This window comes from Streptomyces sp. Ru62 (genome assembly GCF_002920615.1).
GTDB lineage: Bacteria > Actinomycetota > Actinomycetes > Streptomycetales > Streptomycetaceae > Streptomyces.
Genome location: NZ_PQSU01000014.1, coordinates 190,133 through 213,972, shown reverse-complemented (window position 1 = coordinate 213,972; position 23,840 = coordinate 190,133). Strand labels below are relative to the sequence as shown.

Annotated in this window: 24 protein-coding genes; 11 read left to right on the top strand and 13 right to left on the bottom strand. The window is 73.4% G+C overall.

What is annotated here, in order from left to right:
• Nucleotides 1–10 precede the first annotated feature (10 nt).
• The 6 genes from C3492_RS20930 to C3492_RS20905 form a co-directional block, all read right to left on the bottom strand.
• Nucleotides 11–1,000 carry an amidohydrolase family protein gene (locus C3492_RS20930; protein ID WP_103813267.1) on the bottom strand — a complete coding sequence of 330 codons (990 nt, stop codon included), beginning with the start codon at nt 998–1,000 and terminating at the stop codon, nt 11–13.
• Nucleotides 1,001–1,147: 147 nt separating this feature from the next.
• On the bottom strand, nt 1,148–1,630 hold the full coding sequence (locus tag C3492_RS20925) for a (2Fe-2S)-binding protein (RefSeq protein WP_103813266.1): 483 nt from the start codon (nt 1,628–1,630) through the stop codon (nt 1,148–1,150).
• Nucleotides 1,627–2,559 (bottom strand): xanthine dehydrogenase family protein subunit M, encoded by a 933-nt coding sequence (locus C3492_RS20920; protein WP_103813265.1) that lies wholly within the window; start codon nt 2,557–2,559, stop codon nt 1,627–1,629. Before C3492_RS20920 ends, C3492_RS20925 begins: the two co-directional genes overlap by 4 nt.
• A complete protein-coding gene (locus C3492_RS20915; protein ID WP_258055788.1) occupies nt 2,556–4,733 on the bottom strand; it encodes a xanthine dehydrogenase family protein molybdopterin-binding subunit in 2,178 nt (725 codons plus the stop codon). The genes C3492_RS20920 and C3492_RS20915 overlap by 4 nt, the downstream gene beginning before the upstream one ends.
• Nucleotides 4,734–5,096: 363 nt before the next feature.
• The gene (locus C3492_RS20910; protein ID WP_103813263.1) at nt 5,097–5,435 is read right to left on the bottom strand and encodes a GNAT family N-acetyltransferase; all 339 of its coding nucleotides are present in this window, start codon (nt 5,433–5,435) and stop codon (nt 5,097–5,099) included.
• Nucleotides 5,436–5,455: 20 nt separating this feature from the next.
• Nucleotides 5,456–6,445 (bottom strand): pirin family protein, encoded by a 990-nt coding sequence (locus C3492_RS20905; RefSeq protein WP_103813262.1) that lies wholly within the window; start codon nt 6,443–6,445, stop codon nt 5,456–5,458.
• 273 nt (nt 6,446–6,718) lie between these two features.
• Between C3492_RS20905 and C3492_RS20900 the strand changes: the two genes are divergently transcribed.
• The 9 genes from C3492_RS20900 to C3492_RS20860 all read left to right on the top strand — a co-directional run bounded on the left by C3492_RS20900 (nt 6,719) and on the right by C3492_RS20860 (nt 17,402).
• Nucleotides 6,719–7,162 carry an SsgA family sporulation/cell division regulator gene (locus C3492_RS20900; RefSeq protein WP_103813261.1) on the top strand — a complete coding sequence of 148 codons (444 nt, stop codon included), beginning with the start codon at nt 6,719–6,721 and terminating at the stop codon, nt 7,160–7,162.
• 125 nt (nt 7,163–7,287) lie between these two features.
• Nucleotides 7,288–7,863 carry a Dps family protein gene (locus tag C3492_RS20895; RefSeq protein ID WP_030640487.1) on the top strand — a complete coding sequence of 192 codons (576 nt, stop codon included), beginning with the start codon at nt 7,288–7,290 and terminating at the stop codon, nt 7,861–7,863.
• 607 nt (nt 7,864–8,470) lie between these two features.
• Entirely contained in the window at nt 8,471–9,322 is an 852-nt protein-coding gene (locus C3492_RS20890) for an NmrA/HSCARG family protein (protein WP_103813260.1), read from the top strand.
• Between the two features lie 218 nt (nt 9,323–9,540).
• Nucleotides 9,541–10,605 (top strand): helix-turn-helix domain-containing protein, encoded by a 1,065-nt coding sequence (locus C3492_RS20885; protein WP_103813259.1) that lies wholly within the window; start codon nt 9,541–9,543, stop codon nt 10,603–10,605.
• Between the two features lie 105 nt (nt 10,606–10,710).
• Complete coding sequence (locus tag C3492_RS20880) at nt 10,711–13,458, top strand: AAA family ATPase (RefSeq protein WP_103813258.1); 2,748 nt, start codon at nt 10,711–10,713, stop codon at nt 13,456–13,458.
• Between the two features lie 46 nt (nt 13,459–13,504).
• Nucleotides 13,505–14,284 (top strand): alpha/beta hydrolase, encoded by a 780-nt coding sequence (locus C3492_RS20875; RefSeq protein ID WP_258055787.1) that lies wholly within the window; start codon nt 13,505–13,507, stop codon nt 14,282–14,284.
• Between the two features lie 134 nt (nt 14,285–14,418).
• Complete coding sequence (locus C3492_RS20870; RefSeq protein WP_258055786.1) at nt 14,419–15,666, top strand: ABC transporter substrate-binding protein; 1,248 nt, start codon at nt 14,419–14,421, stop codon at nt 15,664–15,666.
• Nucleotides 15,638–16,576, top strand: coding sequence for a carbohydrate ABC transporter permease (locus tag C3492_RS20865; RefSeq protein WP_258055785.1), 939 nt, complete (start codon nt 15,638–15,640; stop codon nt 16,574–16,576). The genes C3492_RS20870 and C3492_RS20865 overlap by 29 nt, the downstream gene beginning before the upstream one ends.
• A 10-nt stretch (nt 16,577–16,586) precedes the next feature.
• Nucleotides 16,587–17,402 (top strand): carbohydrate ABC transporter permease, encoded by an 816-nt coding sequence (locus C3492_RS20860; RefSeq protein WP_103813255.1) that lies wholly within the window; start codon nt 16,587–16,589, stop codon nt 17,400–17,402.
• 60 nt (nt 17,403–17,462) lie between these two features.
• On the opposite strand, the gene C3492_RS20855 is transcribed toward C3492_RS20860, so the two are convergent.
• From C3492_RS20855 to C3492_RS20830, 6 genes are all read right to left on the bottom strand, one after another.
• Nucleotides 17,463–17,693 (bottom strand): hypothetical protein, encoded by a 231-nt coding sequence (locus C3492_RS20855; RefSeq protein ID WP_103813254.1) that lies wholly within the window; start codon nt 17,691–17,693, stop codon nt 17,463–17,465.
• Nucleotides 17,694–17,726: 33 nt separating this feature from the next.
• Entirely contained in the window at nt 17,727–18,176 is a 450-nt protein-coding gene (locus C3492_RS20850) for a DUF5709 domain-containing protein (RefSeq protein WP_181140476.1), read from the bottom strand.
• A gap of 11 nt (nt 18,177–18,187) precedes the next feature.
• On the bottom strand, nt 18,188–19,114 hold the full coding sequence (locus tag C3492_RS20845) for a glyoxalase (protein WP_103813252.1): 927 nt from the start codon (nt 19,112–19,114) through the stop codon (nt 18,188–18,190).
• A gap of 113 nt (nt 19,115–19,227) precedes the next feature.
• Nucleotides 19,228–20,097, bottom strand: a complete 870-nt coding sequence (locus C3492_RS20840; RefSeq protein WP_103813251.1) for a 4Fe-4S domain-containing protein — start codon at nt 20,095–20,097, stop codon at nt 19,228–19,230.
• Nucleotides 20,098–20,131: 34 nt separating this feature from the next.
• Nucleotides 20,132–20,593, bottom strand: coding sequence for an AAA family ATPase (locus C3492_RS20835; protein ID WP_103813250.1), 462 nt, complete (start codon nt 20,591–20,593; stop codon nt 20,132–20,134).
• A 99-nt stretch (nt 20,594–20,692) separates the two neighbouring features.
• On the bottom strand, nt 20,693–21,415 hold the full coding sequence (locus C3492_RS20830; protein WP_103813249.1) for an FAD binding domain-containing protein: 723 nt from the start codon (nt 21,413–21,415) through the stop codon (nt 20,693–20,695).
• 197 nt (nt 21,416–21,612) lie between these two features.
• Between C3492_RS20830 and C3492_RS20825 the strand changes: the two genes are divergently transcribed.
• Nucleotides 21,613–22,011 carry an ACT domain-containing protein gene (locus tag C3492_RS20825; RefSeq protein WP_103813248.1) on the top strand — a complete coding sequence of 133 codons (399 nt, stop codon included), beginning with the start codon at nt 21,613–21,615 and terminating at the stop codon, nt 22,009–22,011.
• 79 nt (nt 22,012–22,090) lie between these two features.
• On the opposite strand, the gene C3492_RS20820 is transcribed toward C3492_RS20825, so the two are convergent.
• A complete protein-coding gene (locus C3492_RS20820; RefSeq protein ID WP_103813247.1) occupies nt 22,091–22,654 on the bottom strand; it encodes a TetR/AcrR family transcriptional regulator in 564 nt (187 codons plus the stop codon).
• A gap of 85 nt (nt 22,655–22,739) precedes the next feature.
• On the opposite strand from C3492_RS20820, the gene C3492_RS20815 reads away from it, so the two are divergent.
• Nucleotides 22,740–23,663 carry an SDR family oxidoreductase gene (locus C3492_RS20815; RefSeq protein ID WP_103813246.1) on the top strand — a complete coding sequence of 308 codons (924 nt, stop codon included), beginning with the start codon at nt 22,740–22,742 and terminating at the stop codon, nt 23,661–23,663.
• Nucleotides 23,664–23,840 lie beyond the last annotated feature (177 nt).

Below are 23,840 nucleotides of genomic sequence, written 5' to 3'. Positions count from 1 at the left end.
CGATCTGCCGTCAGCCGTGGTTCGCCGTGGTCAGCCCGAGGAACCGGCGGCCGTTCGCTTCCAGCGTCGCGGCGTCGATGCCGTGTGCCAGCGGGAAGCCGACCGGGTCGGGCTGTGCCATGTCGAAGGGGTAGTCGCTGCCGCACACGATCCGGTCGGGCGAGGCGTGGGCCCGCAGCAGCGCGAGGACCTCGGGGTCGTGGGTGATCGTGTCGAAGTAGAGCAGGCCGAAGGACTCCGCCGGGGGCCGGCCGCTGCCGCGGCGCACGTCGTCGCGGGTGCGCCAGCCGTGTCCCCACCGGCCCAGCAGCGCGGGCGCGCAGCCGCCGCCGTGGACGAAGCAGATCCGCAGGCCGGGGAATTCCTCCAGGACGCCGCCGAGCAGGACCCCGGCCACGGCGGTCGTGCTCTCCACCGGATTGCCGATGAGGTTGACCAGGTAGTGGTGGTCCCATTCGGCGCGCGGGAGCTGCATCGGGTGGACCAGGACGGACAGGCCCAGTTCGGCGGCGATGCCGAGGATCTGCCGGGGGACGCCCCGGTCGTAGGAGCGGCCGTCGACCACGGGCGGGACCGCGACGCCCGCGATGCCGTCGGCGGCGGCGAGCCGGGTCAGTTCCCCGCGGGCGGCGTCGGCGTCGTCCAGCCGGACCAGTCCGAGTCCGACGAGGGTGCCCTCCGTGCGGGAGACGGCGTCGGCGAGCTGTTCGTTGTAGGCGGCGACGTAGTCGTCGGCCTCGGCGGGGGCGTGCACGGGGAAGGCGAAGGGTGGCGCGGAGATGACGCGCGCGCCGAGTCCGGCCTTCAGGGTGTCGGCGACGATGGTGTCGATGTCGGTCATCGCGCTGGTCGGGAACGACAGCGGGACGTCGCCCAGGAAGAGTTCGCCGTCGCGGTCGTTCATGCCGCCGAGCGGGTTCCCGGGCGGCAGGGGGAGCAGGTCGCGGGGCAGCCAGTGGGCGTGCACGTCGATCACTCCGGCGCGGATGTCACCGTTCATGTGTGTCTCCTCGGTCGGTCCATGAACCGCCCCGCGTGGGGGGCCGCGTGCGGGGCCGGCGCGTGTCAGGCGGTGGTCGCCCGCATTTCCCTCGGCCAGTCCGGGGAGCGCCCCCCTGTGCGGGGCGCTCCGTGCGGGGCCGGCGTGTCAGGCCGTGGTCTCCCGCTGTTCCCGGGCCGCGCGGGCGATGGCGCGCCGGATGGGTTCGTAGCCGGTGCACCGGCAGATGTTGGAGCCGACGACGCCTTCGACGGCGTCGGGTCTGTCGGCGAGGCCGGGGTCGGCGTCGAGCGCTCCGGCGGCCACCATGAGGAAGCCGGGGGTGCAGAATCCGCACTGCAGCGCGTGCTCGGCGGAGAACGCCCGTTGCAGCGGGTGGGGTTCGCCGTCGGGCCCGGCGAGGCCCTCGACCGTGCGGATCGAGCGGCCGTCGCACTGTACGGCCAGCACCAGGCAGGCGCGGACCGCCTCGCCGTCCATGAGCACGCTGCACGCCCCGCAGATGCCGTGCTCGCAGCCCAGGTGGGTGCCGGTGAGGCCCAGGTCGTCGCGGAGGACGTCGGCGAGCAGGCGGCGGGGTTCGGCGTCGAGGGCGTGCGCGGTGCCGTTCACCGTGAGCGTGATCTTCATCGGGGGTCTCCCTGTCGTGGGGCGGGACGCGAGCGCAGGCCGGCCGCCGCCTCGGTGAGGGTCCTGCCGACCAGGACGGCGATGGCCTGCCGCTTGTACTCCACGTCGGCGTACGGTTCGGCGAGGGGTGCGGCGTCCTCCTGGGCGGCGGCCCGGCCTGCGCGGGCGAACGGATGGCCGTCGGGGAGCCGGGGACCCGCGGTGAGCGAGGTGAAGTCGGCGCCGATCAGCGCCTGTTCGGCGGCGCGGGCCCGGAGGGGGCGGTCGGCGGAGTTGACCAGTCCGATGCGTGCGTCGCTGATCACGCCGTCCGTCACGGTGAGGGCCGCCGCGACCGCGACCTGGGCGAAGCAGAAGTGCGTGCGGCGGTGTTCGATGAAGCCGACGCCGGTGTTCCCGCCGAGCAGCGGCAGGCGTACGGCGGTGATCAGCTCCTGCGGCCGGCGCGCGGTACGGAACGGACCGAGGAAGTAGTCCCGCGCCGGGATGGAGCGGGCGCCGTCGGGACCGGTGACCTCGACGGTGGCGTCGAGGGCGACACCGATGGCGCACCACTCCGAGGCGGGGTGGGCCCAGCCGAAGCTGCCGGCCATGGTGCCCCGGGAACGGATGGGCGGGTGGGCGATGTTGACGACGGCCCGGGACAGCAGGGTGCCGAGGGGGCCGGGGACGGCGTCGGCCGACTCGAACGCCGCGTGCCGGACGAGGGCGCCGACGCGCAGTTCGTCGCCCTCGACGCGCATGCCGTCGAGTTCCGGGACGCGGTTGATGTCGACGACGAGCTGCGGCCGGATGCGTTGCAGGTGCATCTCCAGGATCAGGCTCTGCCCGCCGGCGAGCACCTGGGCCGCGCGGTCGGTGTCGCCGAGCGCCTGGACGGCCTCGGCGACCGTGCGGGGCACGACGTAGTCGAAGGACGCGGGTTTCACCGGACACCTTCCTCGTGCTTCGGGGCGCGGGCCGCCCGCCAGACGCTGTCCGGCGTGAGCGGCATCTGGAGCAGGTCGGGATCGGCGATCCGCAGGGCGTCGGCCACGGCGTTGACGATGGCGGCCGGGGTGCCGATGCAGCCCGACTCCCCCGCTCCCTTGGCGCCCAGCGGGGTGCTGGGGCTGGGGGTGCAGGTGTCCTTGATCTCGATGGGCGGGATCTCCGTGTACGTGGGCAGCAGGTAGTCCAGGAATCCGGCCGCCAGGTGCGGCACGCCGTCCGCGTCGAACGTCATGCCTTCGTAGAGGGCCTGGCCGATGCCCTGCACGGCGGACCCGTACGCCTGTCCGTGCACCACGGTGGGGTTGAGGACCACTCCGCAGTCGTCCACGGCCACGAGCCGCAGCACGTTCACGGTGCCGAGGTCGGGGTCCACCTCGGTCACGGCGACGTGCGCGCCGAAGGGGAAGGCCATGCCGGCCTCGTAGCGGTGCTCGACACGGAGCGGCCCGGTCGTCTTGACCAGTTCGGCCAGGTCCAGGACGGCCGAACCGCCGGAGGTCGCGTGCACGGTGCCGTCGGCCCACGCGACCTTGTCGGCCGGCAGGTCCCACAGCCGCGCCGCGCGCTCGCGCGCCTGCTCGATCAGGAGGCCGGCCGCCTGCTGGAACATCGCGCCGTCGACCTGTGCCGACCGGCTGGCGAACGAGCCCAGTCCTTCGGGCTGTTCGTCCGTGTCGCCCTCGACGAGACGGACCCGCGCCTCGGAAATGCCGAGGGTCTTGGCCACGAGCGCCGGGAAGACCGTCTCGTGCCCCTGGCCGCTGGGGGCGGCGCCGCAGCGGGCGGTGACGGTGCCGTCCTCGTGGACCTCCAGGCTGCCGAACTCGTGCAGTCCGCCGGGTTCGCCGCCCGAGCGTTCCACGTAGCAGGAGACGCCGATGCCGAGCGGCAGCGCGTCCGGGTCGCTGCGGCGGCGGGCCTGTTCCGCGCGCCACTCCTCGTAACCGGCCGTCTCCAGCGCGAGGTCCAGCGCGGCGGCGTAGTTCCCGCTGTCGTAACGGCGGCCGGTGGGTGTGTCGTACGGGAAGGCGTCGGGCGGGATGAAGTTGCGCCGCCGCAGCTCGATCGGGTCGATGCCGAGCCGCCGGGCGAGCAGGTCCATGGTGCGCTCGATGGCGATGGCGGCCTCGGGGCGTCCGGCGCCGCGGTAGGGGTAGGTCACCATGGTGTTGGTGAGCACCGAGCGCAGGGTCGCGTGGACGTGTGGCGTGGTGTACGCGCCGGGCGCCATCCAGGCCGTCTGCATAGGCAGTCCCACGCCGAGGTGCGGATAGGCGCCGACGTCCGCGTTGATCGTCAACTCGTAGGCGAGCAGGTTCCCTTCGGCGTCGGCGGCGAGCCGGACGGTCTGGTCCTGGCCCCGGCCGCGGGTGGCGACGAGCATGGACTCCAGGCGGTCCTCGATCCAGCGCACCGGCCGGCCGAGCGTGACGGCCAGGTAGGCGACGACCACGAACTCGGGGAAGGCGGCGCTCTTGGAGCCGAAGGCGCCTCCGGTGTCCGGGACGACGACCCGGATCCGGTCGGTGGACCAGCCGAGCAGCGCGGCGAGTTCGCGGCGCAGCCGGTGCGGCATCTGGTGCCCCGACCACACGGTCAGCCGGTCCCCCTCGGGGACGGCGAGGATCGTGCGGCACTCCATGGGGCTGGGCATGAGCAACTGCTGCCGGTAGGTGGCCTCGACCACGGCGGCGGCGTCCTGCCAGACGGCCGGGTCGACGGGCGCGCCGGCCTCGCCCCGCAGGGCGGTGTTGCTGAGGCCGTCGAACAGGCGGACGGAGTCGTCCAGGGCCGCGGACGGTGTCACCACCGCGGGCAGCGGATCGACCACGGCGGTGACCTCGGCGGCCCCGTCCTCGGCCCGGTAGCGGTCCTCGCCGAGGACGACCGCCAGCGCCTCGCCCGGATAGCGCACCCGGTCCTTGACGAGCGCCGGCCACTCCCGGCCCGCGACCGCTTCCTGCGTCGACAGCCGGGCGAGCAGGGTGTGCGGAACCGGCGGCAGGTCCGGCAGGTCCGCGGCCGACCAGGCGCCCACGACACCGGGCACGTCACGCGCCGCGGCGCAGTCCACACTCCGCAGCGAGCCGTGGGCGACCTTGCTTCTCACAAATGCGGCGTCCAGGCATCCGGGCACGTGAATATCGGCGACATACCGGCCTTTCCCGGTGAGCAGCCGTTCGTCCTCGCGCCTTGTCCATCGCTCCACAACAACACCTCGTTCGTGTGGGGGCGGGAATTGACCGGGCGACGGCCGTATCCGGCAGCGAATGCGTGCGGGATATCCGGCCCGTCGCTGCGTGGCCGTTCACGGGGAACGCCACGCCGATGGAATTCGACTGCCTGGACACTAACCGCGGAGGCGGCCGCGGGGCGAGGGGAACACGGGCGGTGTGCGCTCTCGGGCCAGAGGTGGTGCGCTGCCCGGACAGCCGGCCGCCGGCCCTGGACGGCGGGCGGCCGGGGGCGGGGGTCAGCCCAGTTCGGCCTCCAGCCACCGCAGGACGTCGGGCGTCACGGGGTCGACGAGGTCGGCGAACTCCTCGTGCCGCTTGAGGAACTTCGCCACGTACGGGCACACGGGCACGATCCGCTTCCCGGATTCCCGTACGTCGGTGAGCGCCTCCTGGACGAGCCGGGAGGCCAGGCCCTGGCCCGCGAAGGCGTCGTCGATCTCGGTGTGGTAGAAGACGCGCTGCGCGTCGCGGTCGCGGTAGGCGGTCAGCCCTGCGCGCTTGCCGTCGACGAGTATTTCGTAGCGATTCCTGGCGTCCACACGCTCGACGAGCGGAGTGGCGGAAGGCTGGCTCATGGGGTGCCTTTCGGATGGCGTCAGTGACGCGGCGGATTCCTGCGCGGAGTGATGGTGGCATTCGGCAGGACGGGGGCGGGGAGACGGTCTCCCGGATATCCTTCGACGGCGCCGAAGCGGTCGGAGGAGTTCTGCCAGTCCTCGCGGGCCCTGACGATGTCCTCGTGGCTCCGGCCGATGAAATTCCACCACATGACGATCTCCTCCTCGAAGGGGGTTCCGCCGAGGAGGACCGTCCGCGCGGTGTCGTCCGACTCGTTGGTCAGGGTCAGCGTGCCGGGGCCCGGGTGGACGTAGCCCAGCTCGGCCGGCTTCAGCAGGACGTCGGCGAGGCGGACGGCGCCCTGGTCGACCAGGAGACCGTGCTCGTAGCCGGGGTCCACGGCGAGCGTGACGGCCGCGTGCGGCTCCAGGAGGATCTCGGCGCCGAGCAGGGGCGTGAACGTCGGCACCGGGGAGGTGCTGCCGGCGAGGGAGCCGAGGAAGACCCGGATCTCGGCGCCGTCGGTCCGTACGGGCCCGGGGACGTGGTGCCGGAAGTCCCGCGCGGTGGCGCGGTGCTCCTCCGGCAGCGCCACCCAGAGCTGGACGCCGTGCAGGACGGTGGTGCGCGGAGTGGAGACCTCGGAGTGGCTGATGCCGTACCCGCCGGTCATGAGGTTCAGCTCGCCGGGCCGTACGAGGGCGTGGCTGCCCAGGCTGTCGCGGTGCTCGATCTCCCCGCTGAAGAGCCAGCTCACGGTCTGCAGCCCGGTGTGGGGGTGCGGGGCGACGTCCATACCGCCGCTCTCGGCGACGTCGTCGGGGCCGTAGTGGTCGGCGAAGCACCAGGCACCGATCAGGGTCCGGGCGCGCTGCGGCAGTGTGCGCCGCACGGTCATCGCGCGCGGGCCGCCCAGGGGTACGTCACGCGGGGTCAGTACCTCGACCCGGGGCGTCCCGGCCGGCGGCCCGCCGTCCGCCTCGGTGCCGCAGCGCACTTCGACGGGCTCCGTCTCGACATTGCTCATCGGGGATCACCTCTCCACCCAGTAATTGTTCTACATTCAACCATCATCCGGCCGGACCGGCCCGAGCGCCGGACGGACTGGGCCCGGAGCGTTCCCGCGAACCGTCCGCGTGACGGACGCACGGGCCACGCCAAGGCGCTTCTTCTTCGGACAACAACCCGTGCACTCGTCGGCAAGCCACTCCTCCGGACCCGCCGTACCGTCATCAGCACCTCGGTCCGTCAGAGCGCGGGCCGCCACACCGAACCGAACCGTCGCAGACAGGGGGACGGCATGAGAAACGATCCTGCCGGGGCCGCGGACGAGGACCCGATCGTATGCAAGACCAGCGTCCGCGTCACCGTGGCCGACGAACTGCCGATACCGGTCCCGGCCGAACTCCGGTACTCCGCGGCGGATCCCTACGCCGTGTGCCTGTCCCTGGGCGCCCCCTCCGCCCTCTGCGTCGAGTGGGTCTTCGCCCGGTCGCTCCTCGCCCAGGGGCTGCGCCGGCCCACCGGGTCCGGGGACGTGGTGGTCTACCCGCGGCGCCAGGGCCGGCCCGACTCGATCCGCGTCCTGCTCCGGACGCGCGCCGGATCGGCGCTCCTGGAACTGGCGAGCGCCTCCGTCACGGCCTTCCTGCACCGCACCGAGATGCTGGTGCCGCCGGGCACCGAGCACCGCCACATCGATCTCGACCATGTCGTGGAGCAGCTCACGGCGGGCAGCGAGTGACCCGGCCGATGAGCCATCCGGTGCGCTGACGAGCACCAACGCGTGCGCTCCGGGGCAACGCGCCTCCCGGTTCGGCACCTAGCGTCGACCTCGTACGCAAGCACGCCATCCGCAGGAGGCACGTCATGACCACCGGAACCCAGCCCCCGAGCAGCCAGCCCTGGCTGCACCAGAAGGGCGCGGTCATCCAGGAGTTCGGAACCGTCAAGCAGTTCCCCATCGCCCTGTCCTACGAGGCGCGCATGTACTCCTGCCAGCGCCTGAACAAGGTGCTGGCCGACACCCAGATCCTGTACGGCCTCTACAAGAAGCACCACTGGATCATGCGGGGCGCGACCTTCTACCAGTTGCACCTGCTGCTGGACAAGCACGCCGGTGAGCAGCTGGAACTGGTCGACACCCTCGCCGAGCGCGTCCAGACCCTGGGCGGCGTCGCGGTGGGCGACCCCCGGCACGTCGCCGAGATCACGTCGATCCCGCGCCCGCCGGACGGTGTGGAGGAGGTCCCGGCGATGCTCTCGCGGCTGCTGGAGGCCCACGAGACCATCCTGACCGAGGCCCACGACGCTGCCGCCCGCACCGCCGAGCTGGGTGACGACGGCACCAACGACCTGCTGGTGTCGCAGATCATCCGCACCGGCGAACTGCAGGCCTGGTTCCTGGCCGAACACCTGGTGGACACCCCGCTCGTCCGCTCCTGAGCCCGGCGGGGACCGCCCACGACGCAACGGGCGGCGCGTCCGTGACCGATACCGCTGACCGCGCGCCCCGCCTCCCACGCCGTCGTCCCGCGCGGACCCGGCCTGGAGAGGAACAGCGCGGCCGGGCACCGCGGTTCGGCGGAGGGCCGGCCGAGGCGGCCGTCCGTCAGGGCGTGCTCGACTGCGGGCGCACCGGCCCCGGCGGAAGGGCGGACGCTTCATGGGCGAGGCCTTCGGCCGGCTCCCCCCGGCACACAGCCGGCCGCGCGCCCGGCCCGGCCATCGGCCATCCGCCGGCCAGGGCCACCCGGCTGGACCGGCCGGCCGACGACACGGTGGCCGCCGGTCCGCCGCCCATGGGTTCCCGTTCAGCCGCGCGCGGAGCTCGACCACGTGGTCGCCGCGAACGGCGAACGGCGTTTCGCCGCGCCGTGCGGCCCCCGGCCGGCACCGGGGCCGGGCACCGGCCGAGGTCGTCCGCCTCGGGGACGGCCTCGGCCATCCGCGCGCCGTGACGCCGGGTACGGCGGGCCGGGGTGGAAGGTGGCCAAGGGGGCGGCGCACTCCGGGCGGCGCCCGCACCGCACAGGAAAGAGGGAGATCTTCGATGACCGACCAACCGGTTCTGGTGCTCGCGGCGACCGGCGGGCAGGGCGGGGCGGTGACCGACGCGCTGCTGGCACGCCGGGCGCGGGTCCGGGCGCTGGTGCGTGACCCGGGCCGGAGATCCGCCCGGGAACTGGCCGAGCGGGGCGTCGAGGTGGTGGCGGGATCACTGAGCGACCGCGCGTCGCTGGCCTCGGCGATGAGCGGCGTGGCGGGTGTCTTCGCGTTCACCACTCCCTTCGAGGCCGGAGTCGACGCGGAGGTGGACCAGGGGCGGGCCATCCTCTCCGCCGCGACGGAAAAGCGCGTTCCGCATCTTGTGTTCAGCTCCGTGGCGGGGGCCGACCAGGACAGCGGGGTGCCGCATTTCGAGAGCAAGGCGCGCATCGAGGCGGAGCTCACGGCCGGCGACGTGCCGTACACGATCCTGGGGCCGACCTACTTCTTCGACAACGCGCTGGGCGGTGCGGACCGCATCCTGGAGGGGGTCCTCGATCTGCCGCTGCCCCCCGACCGGCCGTTGCAGCAGCTCGCCCGACCGGACCTCGGCGCGTTCGCGGCGGAGGTGCTCCTCGACCCCGCTCCCTACACCGGGCGGCGCATCGAGCTGGCCGGCGACGCGCCCACTCCCTCCCAGATGGCCGCCGCGCTCGGCGCGGCGATCGGGCGGGAGGTCCGGCACGAGCAGGTCCCGCTGGCGGCGATCGGCAGTCCGGACATGCACGCGATGTGGGCGTTCCTGAACGGACCCGGCTACCGCGTCGACATCCCCGCCCTGCACGCCGCTCACCCGGAGGTGCGCTGGACCTCCTTCGCGGACTGGGCACGGCGCACCTGGGCGGGCGCCCGCTGAACCGGCCGTCCCGGGAACGGTCCACGGGGAAACCGCTCCGGGACCGTCCCCGGCCAAGCCGCTCCGGAACCGTCCGGGGCGAGACCGCTCCGGACCGCCCGGGGCGGAACCGCTCGGTCCGGTCCGTACCACTGGTCTCACGCGTTCACGCGATGTAATCACCCGGCCGTCCTGGCACGCTGCGTTTTCGAAAGCGCAACGGCCGAAGGGCGGAGATCATGTCGTCGGACCCCTCGACACCGGACCCCGGGAGCCCAGGCACCCTCTACAGCACGAAGACGGTTTCCGCCCAGCGACGGCGAGCATACTGGCGCGATGCCCTGTCCCGGACGTTCGGCGCCGTGGACATGGGCGTCCCCGACGAGGTCGACCGCGGAACGATCCGTACGTCGCTGCTGGGCCCGATGCAGACCGTGACCGTGGAGGGCGACCCGCAGACGGCACGGCGCACCCGACGGCTCATCGCGGCGAGCGACAACGACGACTACGTGGTGGTGAAACTGCTCTGCGCGGGCACCGCCCGTATCGAACAGGACGCCCGTGAGGCCCACGTACGGCCCGGACAGCTCTTCGTCTACGACATGGCGCGGCCCGTCCGGCTGACGCTCCCGGAGCGCTTCCGGACGAAGTCCCTCGTGCTGCCGCGGGAGGTGCTGGGTCTGGGCGAGTCGGACCTGCGGCAGATCACGGCGGCTCCGCTCGGCTCCGAGTCGGCGGTCGGCGGCCTGCTGACGCCGCTCCTGTCCCGGCTCGTGGACAGCGCGGCGACGTATCCGCAGCGGACGGGCGAGCTGATCGCCCGCAATGTGGTGGACCTGGTGCAGACACTGGCCGAGGAGCGGCTCGGCAGGGAGACCGAGGACTCGGCGAGCGGCGCCCGGATGTCGCTGGTGCGGATCCGGGCGTACATCGACCGGCACCTCGCGCACCCGGATCTGTCACCGGACTCCATCGCCCGGGCCCACCACATCTCCGTGCGCTATCTGCACAAGCTGTTCGAGCTGGAGGACATCACCGTCAGCCGGTGGATCCAGCAACGCCGTCTGGAGCGCTGCCGCCGCGACCTGGCCCGCCGGGAGTCGGCGGACCTGACCGTCGCCGCGGTGGCGCACCGCTGGGGCTTCACCAGCGCCTCCCACTTCAGCCGGGTGTTCCGGGCCGCCTACGGGATCTCCCCCGCCGCGTGGCGCGCCTCCGCCCTGCCCGAGCGGTGCGCGTCGCTGCGGGGCGGGAGGACCGCGGGCCCCCCTTCGCTCTCGGCCGGACCGGCCGCTTCGGCATGAGCCAGGTCACGCATCACCCGCTGACAATGCGCTGAGCTGCCGTTTTTGTCATAGTGGCCCCGGGGCGCCGGCCTGACCGGCGCATGCGGACAGGAGGGGCGCAGGGTGGCGGGGTCAGGCGGACCGCTGTCGCGCAGTGGTCTGCGCGGCCGGGAGGCCGAACTGGAGGTGCTGCGGACGCTGGTCGACGCGGTGGCCCGTACGGGCAGCGGCGCGCTCGCCGTGCTCCGCGGGGAACCGGGCATCGGCAAGACCACGCTCCTCGGCGAAGTCGTCACCAGGGCGGAGGCGGCGGGGTTCTCCGTCGGTCTCGGCAAGGCCGACGAGCTGCACCACCTCGTGCCGCTGTCGTCGTTGGCGACCTGCGTCCTGCACGGCGACCGGCCGCTGCTGTCCGGCGACGCGCTCGTCGATCTCGCCCGCCGGCACGACCAGCGGACCTGGCTGGTGGAGCGTCTCGCGGAGGCGATCGAGGACCGGGCCGCCGGCGTGCCGGTGCTGATCGCCTTGGACGACGTGCAGTGGGCCGACCCGCTGAGCCGGTTCGCCCTCAAGCAGCTGCCCGGTCGTCTGCGGACCTCACCCGTGCTGTGGCTGCTGACCGAGCGGAAAGGCGTCGGCGGACCGGCGGAGGAGATCGTCGCGGCCGTGGGGGACGGGCTCCCGGTGAGCACCCTGTCCCTGGGCCCGCTGTCCGGCGCGGCCATCGGCGAGCTGGCCGGTGACGCCCTGGGGGCGGCCGTCGACGAGCGGGTGCGCGAGCTGCTCGCCGGAGCGGGCGGCAACCCGTTCCTGGCCGTCGAGATGCTCGCGGGGCTGCGGACCTCCGGCGCCTCCGGTGAGCCAGTGCCGCCGGGACTGGTGGTGGGCGTCCGCGGCAGGCTCGGCTCGCTGCACCCCGACACACTGCGCTTCCTTCAGATGGGATCGGTGCTGGGCCGCCGTTTCGGCTTCCAGGACGCCGCCGCGCTCTGCGGCCGGCCGTCCGTCACGCTGCTCCCGGCGCTGGAGGAGGCCGTGCGCGCGGGGCTGCTGGACGACGACGGCGACCAGCTCGTCTTCCGGCACGACCTGCTGCGCCAGGCGGTGTACGTGGACATCCCGCCCTCGGCCCGGAAGGTGCTGCACCGGGAGGCCGCGGGCCGGCTCGTGGCCGCGGGCCACCAGCCGATCGACGTGGTCTCACACATCCTGAGGGGCGCCCAGCCAGGAGACGAGGAAGCGGTGACGCTGCTCAGGCGCGCCGCCGACGACGTGCTGCCGGTCACGCCGGGCCTCGCGGCCGACCTGGTGACGCGCGCGCTGGACCTGGTGCCGGTGGCACGCCCGCTGTGGTTCACCGTGGGTGAGGAGGCGATCGTGTCCCTGACCCGGGCCGGCCGGAACCGGGAGGCGCTCGCGACCGGGGACCGGCTGCTGGCCTGCCGGCCGCCCTTGGAGGCGTTCGGCCGGCTCCATGCCGCCCTCGGCGGCACGCTGTGGAACCTGGATCTCGCCGACGAGCTGCGCCGCCGGACCGAGGCGGCCCTCGCGGTCGGCGGCGCGGCCCCGGAGGTGGCGGCGCGGCTGGCCGGCCTGCGCGCGCTGGCGCTGTCCCGGACGCAGGACCTGGCGCCGGCGCGGGAAGCCGGCGAGGACGCGCTGCGTGCCGCCGTCGCGACCGGTGACCGGGAGGCTCACGTACAGGCCCTGTTCGCGCTCGGGGAGATCGCGCTGAACGCGGGGGAGAACGCCCTCGCGCTGGAGCGCTTCACCGCGCTCTGTGCCGTCGACCCGTCCTTCTTCCCCGAGGAGATCGTCGCGTACCAGCACATGGACGACTTCGTCACCAGCGAGCGGCTGCTGGCGAAGGCGGCGGACGAATCCGGCGGGATCCGTGAGGCGATGCTGCTGTGGGCACAGGGACAGCAGCACCTGGAACTGGGCCGGCTGGACGACGCGGAGGCCGACTTCGTGACGATGGAGCGCCTGGAGGAGGAGGTGCGGGCGCACGTCCAGCAGGTGAACGGCCGGGTGATCCGCTCCCGGATCGCCCTGCTGCGCGGCGACCGGGAGGCCGCGCGGCAGCACCTGGCCGAGGCGCGGGAGCGGCTGGCGGCCAAGCCGAACCCGGGCAACACGGCCGCGGTGCGCTTCCTGGAAGCCGTCCACGCGGAGGTCGACGGGGACGCCGCACGTGCCGTCGACAGGGTCCGGCAGGTGCAGCGGGAGGCACCCTTCCTGCGCTGGCGGCTGCTGCGCACATGGGTCGGCACCGCGATCCGCGTGGCCCTGCGCGGCGCGGACCGCGCGCTCGCCGAGGATCTGGCGGCGCAGGCCGAGGCCCACGCCGCGCGCAATCCGGCGGTACCCACCGCCGTGGGTCTGGCGGCACGCGCCCGCGGGCTGGTGTGCGACGACCCGGTCCTGCTCGAACGTTCCGTCGCCCTGCTCAGCCAGAGCCCGCGCCCACTGGTCCGGGCGGCGGCCTCGGCCGACCTCGGACGGGCGCTCCTGGCGACGGGCCGGCGGACCGAGGCGGTGGCGGCCCTGACCGAGGCCCAGGCCGCGTTCGCCGCGTCGGGCGCGCACGCCATGGCGGCCCACGTCCAGCGCGATCTGCGGCGTGCGGGGGCCGGCGGACGGCGGGCGGCGGACGGGCAGCGCCCGGTCCAGGGCTGGGACGCCCTGACCGCTTCGGAGAAGAAGGTCGCTCGGCTGATCGCCGAGGGGCACAGCAACCGTACGGCCGCGGAGGCGCTGGTCGTCTCGCCGCACACCGTCAACACGCACCTGACGTCCGCCTTCCGCAAGCTGTCGGTCAACTCCCGGGTGCAGCTGGCCAATCTGGTCATGGCCCTGCCCGACGAGTGAGCGGTTCCTGGTACGTTCACGCGATGCCGGCGCGACCCGGATGGGCTTGGCTGGAGAACCCCACCCACCGGAGGTCACCGAGGTGCCCGGACGCACGCCATTACCGCCGGCCGTCGTGCTCGTGCACGGGGCGTTCACCGACGCCTCGTCGTGGGCGGGGGTCATCCGGCACCTGCACGCCACCGGGCTGACGGTGTACGCGCCGGCGAATCCGCTGCGCGGCCTCGCGCACGACGCCGCCTACCTCAGGAGCGCGGTGGGCCGGATCGGCGCCCCGGTCGTGCTGGCCGGCCACGGTTACGGGGGCGCGGTCATCACCGAGGCCGACGCCGACAACGTCGTGGCGCTGTGCTACGTCGCGGGGTTCGGGCTGGACGCCGGCGAGTCCCTGCTGGATGTCACGAACCGCTTCTCCCCGATGCCGGGGCCGGATCCGACCGTCACCGCCTGGCTTCCCGCGCGGTCGCCGGCGGACCCGGACAGCGAGCTGTACATCCGCCGCGAACGCTTCCTGGACGTGTACGCCGCCGATCTGGCACCCCGGCTCGGCAGCGTGCTGTCCGTGACACAGCGTCCTATCGCGCGGGGCGCGCTGACCGCGAGGTCGGGACCGCCCGCGTGGTCCCGCAAACGGTCCTGGTACGCCATCGCCGCCGCCGACCGGATGCTCAACCCCACCGCTCAGCGCTTCATGGCCCAGCGCATGGCGGCCACCGAACGCGTCGTGGACGGTTCGCACGCCGTGGTCCTGTCACGGCCGGACGCCGTGGCGGCGATGATCCGGGAGGCCGCGGGCCGGGGCGGTGACCACGGAGCCCAGTACTGACGCCTGGAAATCTGCTGATATTCCGATCGTTCGTTTCCGGTAGCATCCCTGCTCGGACCGGAACATGCCGGTATGGACCCCTCATCCGAACCCGGCGCAGTCCGGTACCGGCGACGCTTGGAAGGCACCACCCCATGAACTCAGCGGCCAGACCGTCGGTGCGGCGGATCACCGCCCTCTTCGGAACCGTGGCCCTGGTACTGGCCGCCGCCGGGTGCGGCGGAACCGGCTCCGGATCCGCCGACGGGGAGGTGACTTCCCTCACCGCCCTCGACTACTACACCGACGCGACCGAGCACGCCCAGTGGGGCGAGCGGCTCACCGCCTGCGGCAAGGCCGCCGGTGTCACCGTCGAGCACAGGAGCGTGCCGGGGGCGTCGCTGGTCCCGCAGGTACTGCGGCAGGCCTCCTCTCGGACCCTGCCCGATCTGCTGATGCTCGACAACCCCGACCTGCAGCAGATAGCGCGGACCGGCGCGCTGACCCCGCTGGACCGGTACGGCATCGGCGCCGACGGTTACAGCGAGGGCATCCGGTCGGCGGGCACGTACCGGGGAAAGGTGTACGGGCTCGCGCCCACGGTCAGCACGGTCGCCCTCTTCTACAACAAGGACATGCTCGCCGAGGCCGGTGTCGCCGTACCGAAGACCTGGGACGAGCTGAAGACGGCCGCGGCCGAGCTCACCCGGCCGGGCCGCTACGGCATGGCCGTGGACGCCAACGCCACCTTCGAGGGCACCTGGCAGTTCCTGCCCTTCCTGTGGTCCAACGGCGGCGACGAGACACGGCTGGACACCCCCCAGGCCGCTCAGGCCCTCCAGCTCTGGGTGGACCTGGTCAGGAGCGGGTCCATGTCGAAGTCGGTGCTGAACTGGACCCAGGCCGATGTCCACGACCAGTTCGTCGCCGGCAAGACGGCCATGATGGTCAACGGCCCCTGGCGGATCTCCGCGATGAACCGGACGAAGGGTTTGCACTGGGGCGTGGCTCCCCTTCCCGTCCGCCGGCCGGGCCAGCCCCTTGTCACCCCGCTCGGCGGTGAGGTGTGGACGCTCCCGCAGAGCTCCTCAGAGGCCCGGCACCGGAAGGCCGCCCGGGTCCTGGCCTGCCTGAACGACTCCGAGAACATGCTCGCCCTGGCCGAGCAGTACCACACCGTGCCCTCCCGCTCCTCGGTGGCGTCCCGGTACGCCGAGCAGGAACCGTCGATGGCCGCCTTCGTCAAGAGCGTGCAGGGGGCCCGGGCCCGTACCGGCAAGCTCGGCGTCGAGTGGCCGCGTGCGGCGACCGGGATCTACACCGCCGTGCAGGCCGCGCTGACGGGTGAGCAGACCCCGCGGGAAGCGCTCGGGCATGCCCAGCGGATCGCCAGCGGTTCCTGACGGGGCCGCGCGGGCGGTGTCCCGGGCGCGGCTGTGGGCGCGGGTCTCCCGGTGGCTGTTCCTGCTGCCCGCCCTGGCCTACCTGGCGCTGTTCTTCGGCTACCCGCTGGTCAAGAACGTCGTGATGAGCTTCCAGGAGTACTCGGTGGCGACGTTCTACACCGGTACCGCGCCCTTCGTGGGCCTGCGCAACTACACGACCGTCCTGTCGGCGGACGTGTTCTGGCGGACCCTGCTCACCACGGTCCTGTTCACCGCCGGTTCGATCGTCGGACAGTTCGTGCTCGGGCTGGCCCTCGCCCTGTTCTTCCAGCGGAAGTTCCCTCTCGGCGGCCTGCTGCGGTCGCTCCTGCTGCTGCCGTGGCTGCTGCCCCTGGTCGTCTCCGGGACGACGTGGAGGTGGATGCTCGACACGGACAGCGGGGTCGTCAATCAGGCGCTGCGCGACCTCCACCTGCTGTCCTCGGGCATCCCCTGGCTGACCGGCACGACCGAGGCGCTCGTGTCGGTGGTCCTGGTCAACATCTGGGTGGGCGTCCCCTTCAACACCGCGATCCTGTACGGCGGTCTCCAGGACATCCCGGCCCAGCTGTACGAGGCGGCGCAGCTCGACGGCGCCGGCCGGCTGGCGTCGTTCCGCCATGTCACGTGGCCGTTGCTGCGGCCGGTGGCCGGCGTGGTGCTGGTGCTGGGCGTCGTCTACACGGTGAAGGTGCTCGACATCATCCTCGTGGTGACGGGCGGCGGACCGGCCGGCGCGACGCAGACCCTGGCCACCCGGTCCTACGAACTGTCCTTCCAGCAGTTCGAGTTCGGGCGCGGCGCCGCCATGGGCAATGTGCTCGTCCTCGTCTCGCTGGCCTTCGCCCTCGTCCACCTGCGCGCCGACCGGCGCGCCCGGAACACCTGAGGGGCCCTCGGTGAAGCGCGGACCCGCACGCGGCCCCCTGTCCACGGTCGTGGGCATCGTCCTGCTCGCGCTGATGCTGTTCCCGGTGTACTGGATGGTCAACGCCTCCCTGCAACCGGCGGGCAACGTCCTGCGGGCGGGCTGGTTCCCGCTCCACCCGGACTTCGGCGGCTACGCCACCGCCCTGCGCGATCAGGGGCGCAACCTGCTCACCAGCCTCGTCGTGGCCCTCGGCAGTGTGGCGCTGAGCCTCGGACTCGGGGTACCGGCGGCCTACGCACTGGCCCGGCTCCGGCTGCGGGGCACCACGGTCGTGCTGTTCGGCATCCTGGTCACCCAGACGGTGCCGGGCATCGTGGTGGCCAACGCGCTGTACGGCGCTTACACCGACCTGGGCCTCCTGAACTCCTACGGCGGGCTGATCCTCGCCGACTCCACCACGGGCGTGCCCTTCGCGATCCTCGTCCTGCGCGCGTTCATGCGGAGCATCCCCGGGGAGATCGTCGACGCCGCCCGTGTGGACGGCGCCGGCCGGCTCCGCGTCCTGTGGTCCGTGGTGCTCCCGCTGAGCCGGAACGCGCTGATCACCGCCGGACTCTTCACCTTCCTGTTCGCCTGGGGCGACTTCCTCTTCGCGCTCACCCTGAACACCACGGGGTCGGTGCGGCCGGTCACCGTCGGCATCTACGAGTACCTCGGCGCCCACACGAACCAGTGGAACGCCGTCATGGCCACCGCGGTCCTGGCGTCCGTCCCGGCGGCAGGGCTGCTCGTCGCCGCCCAGCGCCACCTGGCCGCCGGGATCGCCGGCGCAGCCCTCAAGTGAGACCGGCCGGCCTCGGAGCGAGACCGGCCGGCGGTGTCCGGGTGCGCGACGCGGGTGCCGCTACCGCCGGTCGACGCCGAGGTCCGTGTCGACGTCGTAGCCGGGCTCCGGCCCACCGGCGGTGGGGTGGGCGATGTCGGCGGCCAGGTCGAAGGCCGCCCCGTCGATCGCTTCCTCCAGCGCGGACTCCTCCTGCTCGGCCCGGGCACGGCGGTGATGCCCGGCCATCCGTTCCCTGAGGTGCCGCAGGTGGTGGTGGCCGGTGTCCGGCCCCGGCTCGGCGGTGCTCATCCGGTGGTCCTCCCTGTCGGGCCGCGGTGGGCGTCAGTAACTGTCGGCATCGGGGATCACATGCATCGCGGCCTCCTCGGCCGAGGCCCCGGCGCCGTCCAGGCCCCGGTCGGAGGCGAACAGGTCGGACTCGGTGATCTCATGGCTGCCCTCGTCCGGTGCGACGAGCCGTCCGGCGCGCTCGTCGCCGACCTCGTCGTCGACGAGTTCTCCGTCCGTGCCCCAGGTGTCGCCGAGGCCGTCGCCCTCCGGGACGCCGATGTCCGGCACCTCCTCGGCGAGGCGCTCGTCCAGGCTCTCCCCCCGCCACCGCTCCGCCGCCGTGACGCCGCTGTGCTCCACGCCCCAGGGGCGCTCCGGCGGTGAGTAGCCCTCGTCCAGGGCCTCTTCGCCGCTCCGGTAGTCCAGGGTGTCGGACGCGTCCAGCAAGCCGGCGTCGTCCTGCACCTCCGACCCGTCCGGCTGGTACACGTCATCGCCCATCGTCGCGTCGGTCACCCGCGCTCCCCTCCTTCATGCAGTTCAGCCACATAGCCACCGGGGAACTCCACCATCGCGGAGGACCGGCCCCCCGAAGCGTACGGCCCCCACAGCACCTTCGCGCCCGATGCCCCGGCCCTGCGCAGCGTCGCCGGCAGGTCCTGCACCGCGTAGCCGGTGGTCTCCCGGCCGAACGGGTAGGGAAGGTGGCCGTCGGTGACGCTGACGACCGTGTTGCCGAACGGGGAGCGGAGGGCGATGCGGCGGTACGTCTCCCCGGGCCGGCCGAGGGCACCGCCGTCCGCCGCCCGCTGGTCGGCGACGATCCGGCCACCGGTGAAACGCAGGTAGGAGCGGAGGAACGCGTCCACCGAGTCCGGCGTCAGATGGACGCGGTTGTCCGGCACTGTCTCCAGCGGCACGTACGACGGAACCTTGGTGTGCCAGTACAGCTGGGCGTTGATGCCGCCCGGGAACTGGACGACCGCGTCGCGGCCGATGGGGTCGTCGAAGGGCTCGACGACGACCTGGGCCCCGCTCTTGCGGGCCAGGCGGACGCCCGTGTCGAAGTCACTCATGAGCCAGCCCGTCCGTTCGCTGCCGAACGGGTACGGCACGGGCGTCTTGAAGTCGAACACGGACAGGGTGCCGACCGGCGAGAGGACCAGCTCGGACTCGGTGGTGCTGGGCGTCGGGGTGACGGTCGTGACGACCTTGGCCGTGTGGGTCCCGCCGAAGGTCGCCTCCCAGCTCGCGACGAAGGCGTCCGTGGAGCCGGGGGTGACGTAGACGTGCGTGGTGTCGTACTGCGGTCCGACCGCCGTGGTCGGCGGGGCCGCGGGCGGGTTCTCGTTCTGCGCCGAGGACGGAGCCCCGGAGCCCACCACGCTGAGCGCCACCAGTAACGCGGGCAGCACCCGTGCCGTCGCCTTGCGCTTCATTCCCGTCCCCTTCGGTCGGACCCTGTGCACCGACAAGGTAGGAGCCCGGCGCGGGGGCGGTGATCCTGACAGCGCCCCGGGTGTTGCCTGTCAGGGAACAGCGCGGCGTGCCGTCACCAGCGGACGCCCGTGAAGTCGATCGGACGGGGCCGCAGCACGCGCGTGCGTTCCGTCAGGCCGTGCAGCCGCCGGGACATCTCCCCGGCGGGCAGCCGGCGCCGGTCCCCGTGGCCCGGCAGGACCCATTCGAACCGCAGCCGCCCCGCCGTCCTGGCCAGGGAGTCGGCCAGGGCCTCGATGGAGCACCAGGTCACGCTCTCGGCGACCTCCAGATCACCGGTCGTACGCGACCAGTAGAAGCTGTCACCGCTGAAGCAGTACCGGTCGTCGGCGAGGTACAGGACGCTGCCGCGGGTGTGGCCGGGGAACGGGTGGACGGTGACGCCCGCGGCGATCTCCAGCGGTTCGAGTCCGCGGATCACCTGGTCGGCGTCCGGCGCGGCGTCCAGATCGCCCTCGTGGATCCAGAGCCGGGCGCCGAAGTGGTCGGCGTAGCGGCGGCCGTGCGCGGCATGGTCGCGGTGGGTGAGCAGCACGTCCGTGACGGGGCCGTACGCCGTGTACCGTCCGGCCAGTTCACGGCTCCAGCGGGGCGTGTCGATCATCATGCTGGTGCCGGACGGACGCGGCAGCAGGTACGCGTTGGCGCCCGCGGTGCGCGCCGAGTTGTGCCCGCAGATCAGCACCCCGTCGTCCAGGTGCATCGGGAACGGGTCCAGCGCCGGGTCCGCGCGGCCGGTCACCGGCCGGATCGAGCGGGTGGGACAGGCGAAGACGGCGGCGTGCAACCGCCGGTTCTCCGCCTCGTCGGCCGGCGGGCGCAGGATCCGCGACTTCCCGTCGGCCTCGCCGATCAGTCCGGGTGCGAACTGCCGGGCCACGTCGCAGTTCACGCAGCGGTCGTCCACGTACCATCCGTCCACGGCAGGCCTCCTTGGCCTTGTGTTGTCGGTCGGCTCAGTCCCGTACCCGGAAGCCGCCCCGCCCGTCGAACCGGACCTCGCGCACCGCGTCGAAGCCGTCCCGCGGCGACGGTCTGCGCAGCCGCTTCGACGTGGCGAGGACACCGATGTCGGGGACCCGGTCGCGGCCCCCGCGCGCGGCGTTGCGCCGCAGGGAGCCCGTCACGTCCGGCGGGAACCAGTAGGCCGTCGCGGTCGCCCCGTGGGCGTGGGCCGCCTCCACCAGCGGGCCCCACTCCTGCGGTGACGGATTGGTGTTGTCCACGGCCACCGCCCGTCCGGCGGCCAGGTGCTCCGCCACCAGCCGCATCTGCCGGCCCTGCTTGTTGCGGGCACCGCGCGGGAACAGGTCCTTGCTGACCAGCGCGTACCGGTCGGCCAGGCACAGCGCGTAGAAGGTGGACTTGCCTGCGGCCTGCAGCCCGACCAGTACCGCCACGTCCGGTTCCGTCGCCATACCCGCCACGATGCCACGCCACCGACGCTCATGACTCCGCGGCCGGCGGCCGGGGCGCCCGCGCGAAGACCGCGACGGCCACGGGGAGCAGCCGTCCGCTCAGTCCGTGCCGCGGCTCGCCAGGAGGTCGGTCACCTGGGGGCGTACGACGTCCCAGGCGGCGGCCGGCAGCGCGCCGAGGGCGGTGCCGCGCAGTGCGTCGAGGGTCTCGTCGGCACCGGCGTCACCGGGGGCGGTGCCGCTGAGCACCTCGTACCCGTCCCGTACGGCGACCCGCAGGCGGTGTGGCACATCCCGTCCGGCGTGCAGGGCCGAGGCGACGACGAGGGGTGGCGTGCCGCCCGCCTCGCCGGGCAGCTTGCGGTACGCCGAGGCGACCGGCGTGCGCCAGCGCAGGCCGATGAGCACCGGCCGCTTGGCGACCACCTCGGCCAGGTCGGCCTCGCGGACTCCGTCGGTCTCCAGGACCGTCGCGCGGGCGTTCAGGACGAGCGCGGCGGGCAGCAGGCAGCGCAGCGTGCTGCCGACGATGTTGCCGCCGACCGTCGCCGTACGCCGTACCGCGCCGGTGCCGATGCCGGCGGCGGCCAGCCGCAGGACGTCCGGCACCCGTTCGTCGATCCGGTGCAGGATCACGGCGCCGCCCACGGTCTCCCGGCCCAGGACGTTGGCCTCCGGCAACTCCCGGAGGGACATGGCCAGTCCGGGGAATCCGTCCCGTTGCCAGGTCGCCCACACGAGAGTCGCCCCGCCTATCGGCACGGCCCCCTCGGCCAGGCATGCCCGGGCTTCCGGCACGGACGTGGGCAGACGCAACAGCACGGCGGCCGACCTGCCTTCCCCGGGATCGGACGATGCGCGGGCGGCGCCCGGCCGCTGCCCGCCGACAGCGCAGTCTTGTCGCGCGAACGGGGGCGCGTACAGGGCTCACACGAGCACGCGCCGCGCGCCCGGTCCCGCCGGATCCACGTCACCGGGCCGTGCGGCCGGCCGTCCGCACGGCCCGTAGGGTGGGACCTGTGACAGGCGAGACCGATCTGCGCACCCTGCTAAGCGGCATGCGGCCGGAGCTGAACCCGGGCCGCTTCGTCTTCACCATGGCCGAGGGCGGCGTACCCTCCGGCTGCTCTCCTGTGGTCACGGTCGCCGAGCAGGAGGGCCTCACCCTCGTGCTGGCGCAGGCGGACGCGGACGCGGCCGGGATGGCGTACGACTACGTGGCCGGGTGGATCACCCTGCGCGTCCACTCCGCGCTGGACGCGATCGGGCTGACCGCCGCGGTCGCCCGGGCGCTCGCCGACGCGGGCCTGAGCTGCAATGTCGTGGCGGGCTTCCACCACGACCACCTCTTCGTGCCCCACGAGCAGGCCGAGCGGGCGGTGGAGATCCTCCGGGAACTGGCGGACGCCACCCCCTGAGTCGTACGGCACCGGTCCCCCTCGGCGCAGCAGCACGCAGCCGGGCGCCGGGCGGGAGCAGGCCGTCCCCCACCACCGCTCAGCCGGCGGCCACCGCCTTGAACTCGGTCAGCGCCTCCCGCACCAGGTGCACCAGGTCGCGGTTCTCGGACGCCGCCAGCCAGCGTTCGAAGCCGACCTTGAAGACGGCCACCGCGGCCTCGGCGGCGAGGCTCGCGGCCGGCTCCGGGACGCCGCGCCCGCGCAGGGTGCCGGCGAGCGCGGTCGACAGGGAGGCGAGTTTGATCAGCTCGCGCTCCTTGAGTTCCGCGTTCGCCGTGATCACGGCGTGCCGGGCGCGCGCGAACGCACGGCGGTCGACGAAGACCTCCGACGCCGCCTCCAGTCCGGCGGTCAGCGCCTCGATCGGCGCGGCGGTCGCCGGCGCGCCGGCGACCGCCCGCACGAACAGCTCCTCCAGCTCCCCCGAGCCGTCGAACAGCACCTCGCGCTTGTCGGCGTAGTGGCGGAAGAAGGTGCGCTCGGTCAGCCCGGCGCGCTTGGCGATCTCCGCCACGGTGGTCTGCTCGTACCCGCGTTCGCCGTAGAGCTCCAACGCCGCTTCCGCCAGGCGCTCGCGCGCGTTCGGCTCCCATCTGCCCATGCGCAGATCCTACGCGATGACAGTCACTGACATGGGGTGTTAGGGTCCATGACAGTCACTGACATCAAGAGTCTGGGGTTCTCCCATGCGTTTCTTCGTGACCGGGGCGTCCGGCTGGATCGGCTCCGCCCTCGTACCCGACCTCATCGAGGCGGGACACCAGGTCGTCGGGCTGGCCCGCTCCGACGCCTCCGCCGCCGCGCTCGACGCGGCCGGGGCCGAGGTCGTCCGCGGCACCGTCGACGACCTCGGCGTGCTGCGGGACGCGGCCGCCGCCTCGGACGGGGTGATCCACCTCGCCTTCAAGCACGACCTGGCCTTCAGCGGCGGATTCCAGGAGGCGGCCGAGGCCGACCGCCGTGCCGTGGAGGCCTTCGGCGACGCCCTGGCCGGAACCGGCCGGCCCTTCGTCCTGGCCTCCGGGCTGCTCGGGCTCGCACCCGGGCGGCTCGTGACCGAACGGGACAGGCCCGCGCTCGACGGCTCGCACTTCGCGATCCGGCAGACCACCGCGGAGGCGGCGCTGGCCCTCGCCGAACGCGGTGTCCGCTCGTCCGTGGTGCGGCTCTCCCCCACGTGCCACGGCGAGGGGGACAACGGTTTCGTCGCGAGCCTCGTCACCGTCGCCCGCGCCAGGGGCGTCTCCGGCCACCCCGGCGACGGCACCACCCGCTGGCCGGCCGTGCACCGCCTCGACGCCGCACGGTTGTTCCGGCTGGCGGCCGAGAAGGCGCCGGCCGGCTCGGTGCTGCACGGTTCGGCGGAGGAGGGTGTCGCGCTCCGTGACATCGCGGAAGTGATCGGCCGTCATCTGGACGTGCCGGTGACCTCCGTGGCGCCCGAGGCCGCTGCCGAGCACTTCGGCTGGCTGAGCGGCCCGCTCGGCTTCGACGCCGTCGCGTCGAGCGCCCTGACCCGCGAACTGCTGGGCTGGGAACCGGTCCGGCCCGGTCTCCTCGCGGATCTGGACGAGGGCCACTACTTCCACAGCCCCGCCGCCACCGGCTGACCGGACCGGCGGATCCCCGCTCCGGGCACGAAAAAGTCCTGCCGGGCCACCTGGCCCGGCAGGACCCATCGATCAGACCGGCCGCCGCCCGTCGCGACGCCCGGCGGAACCGGCCGGTGTCACCGACCTCCGCCCGTCACGACGTCCGGCGGAACTCAGCGGTCCCACCGGCCTCCG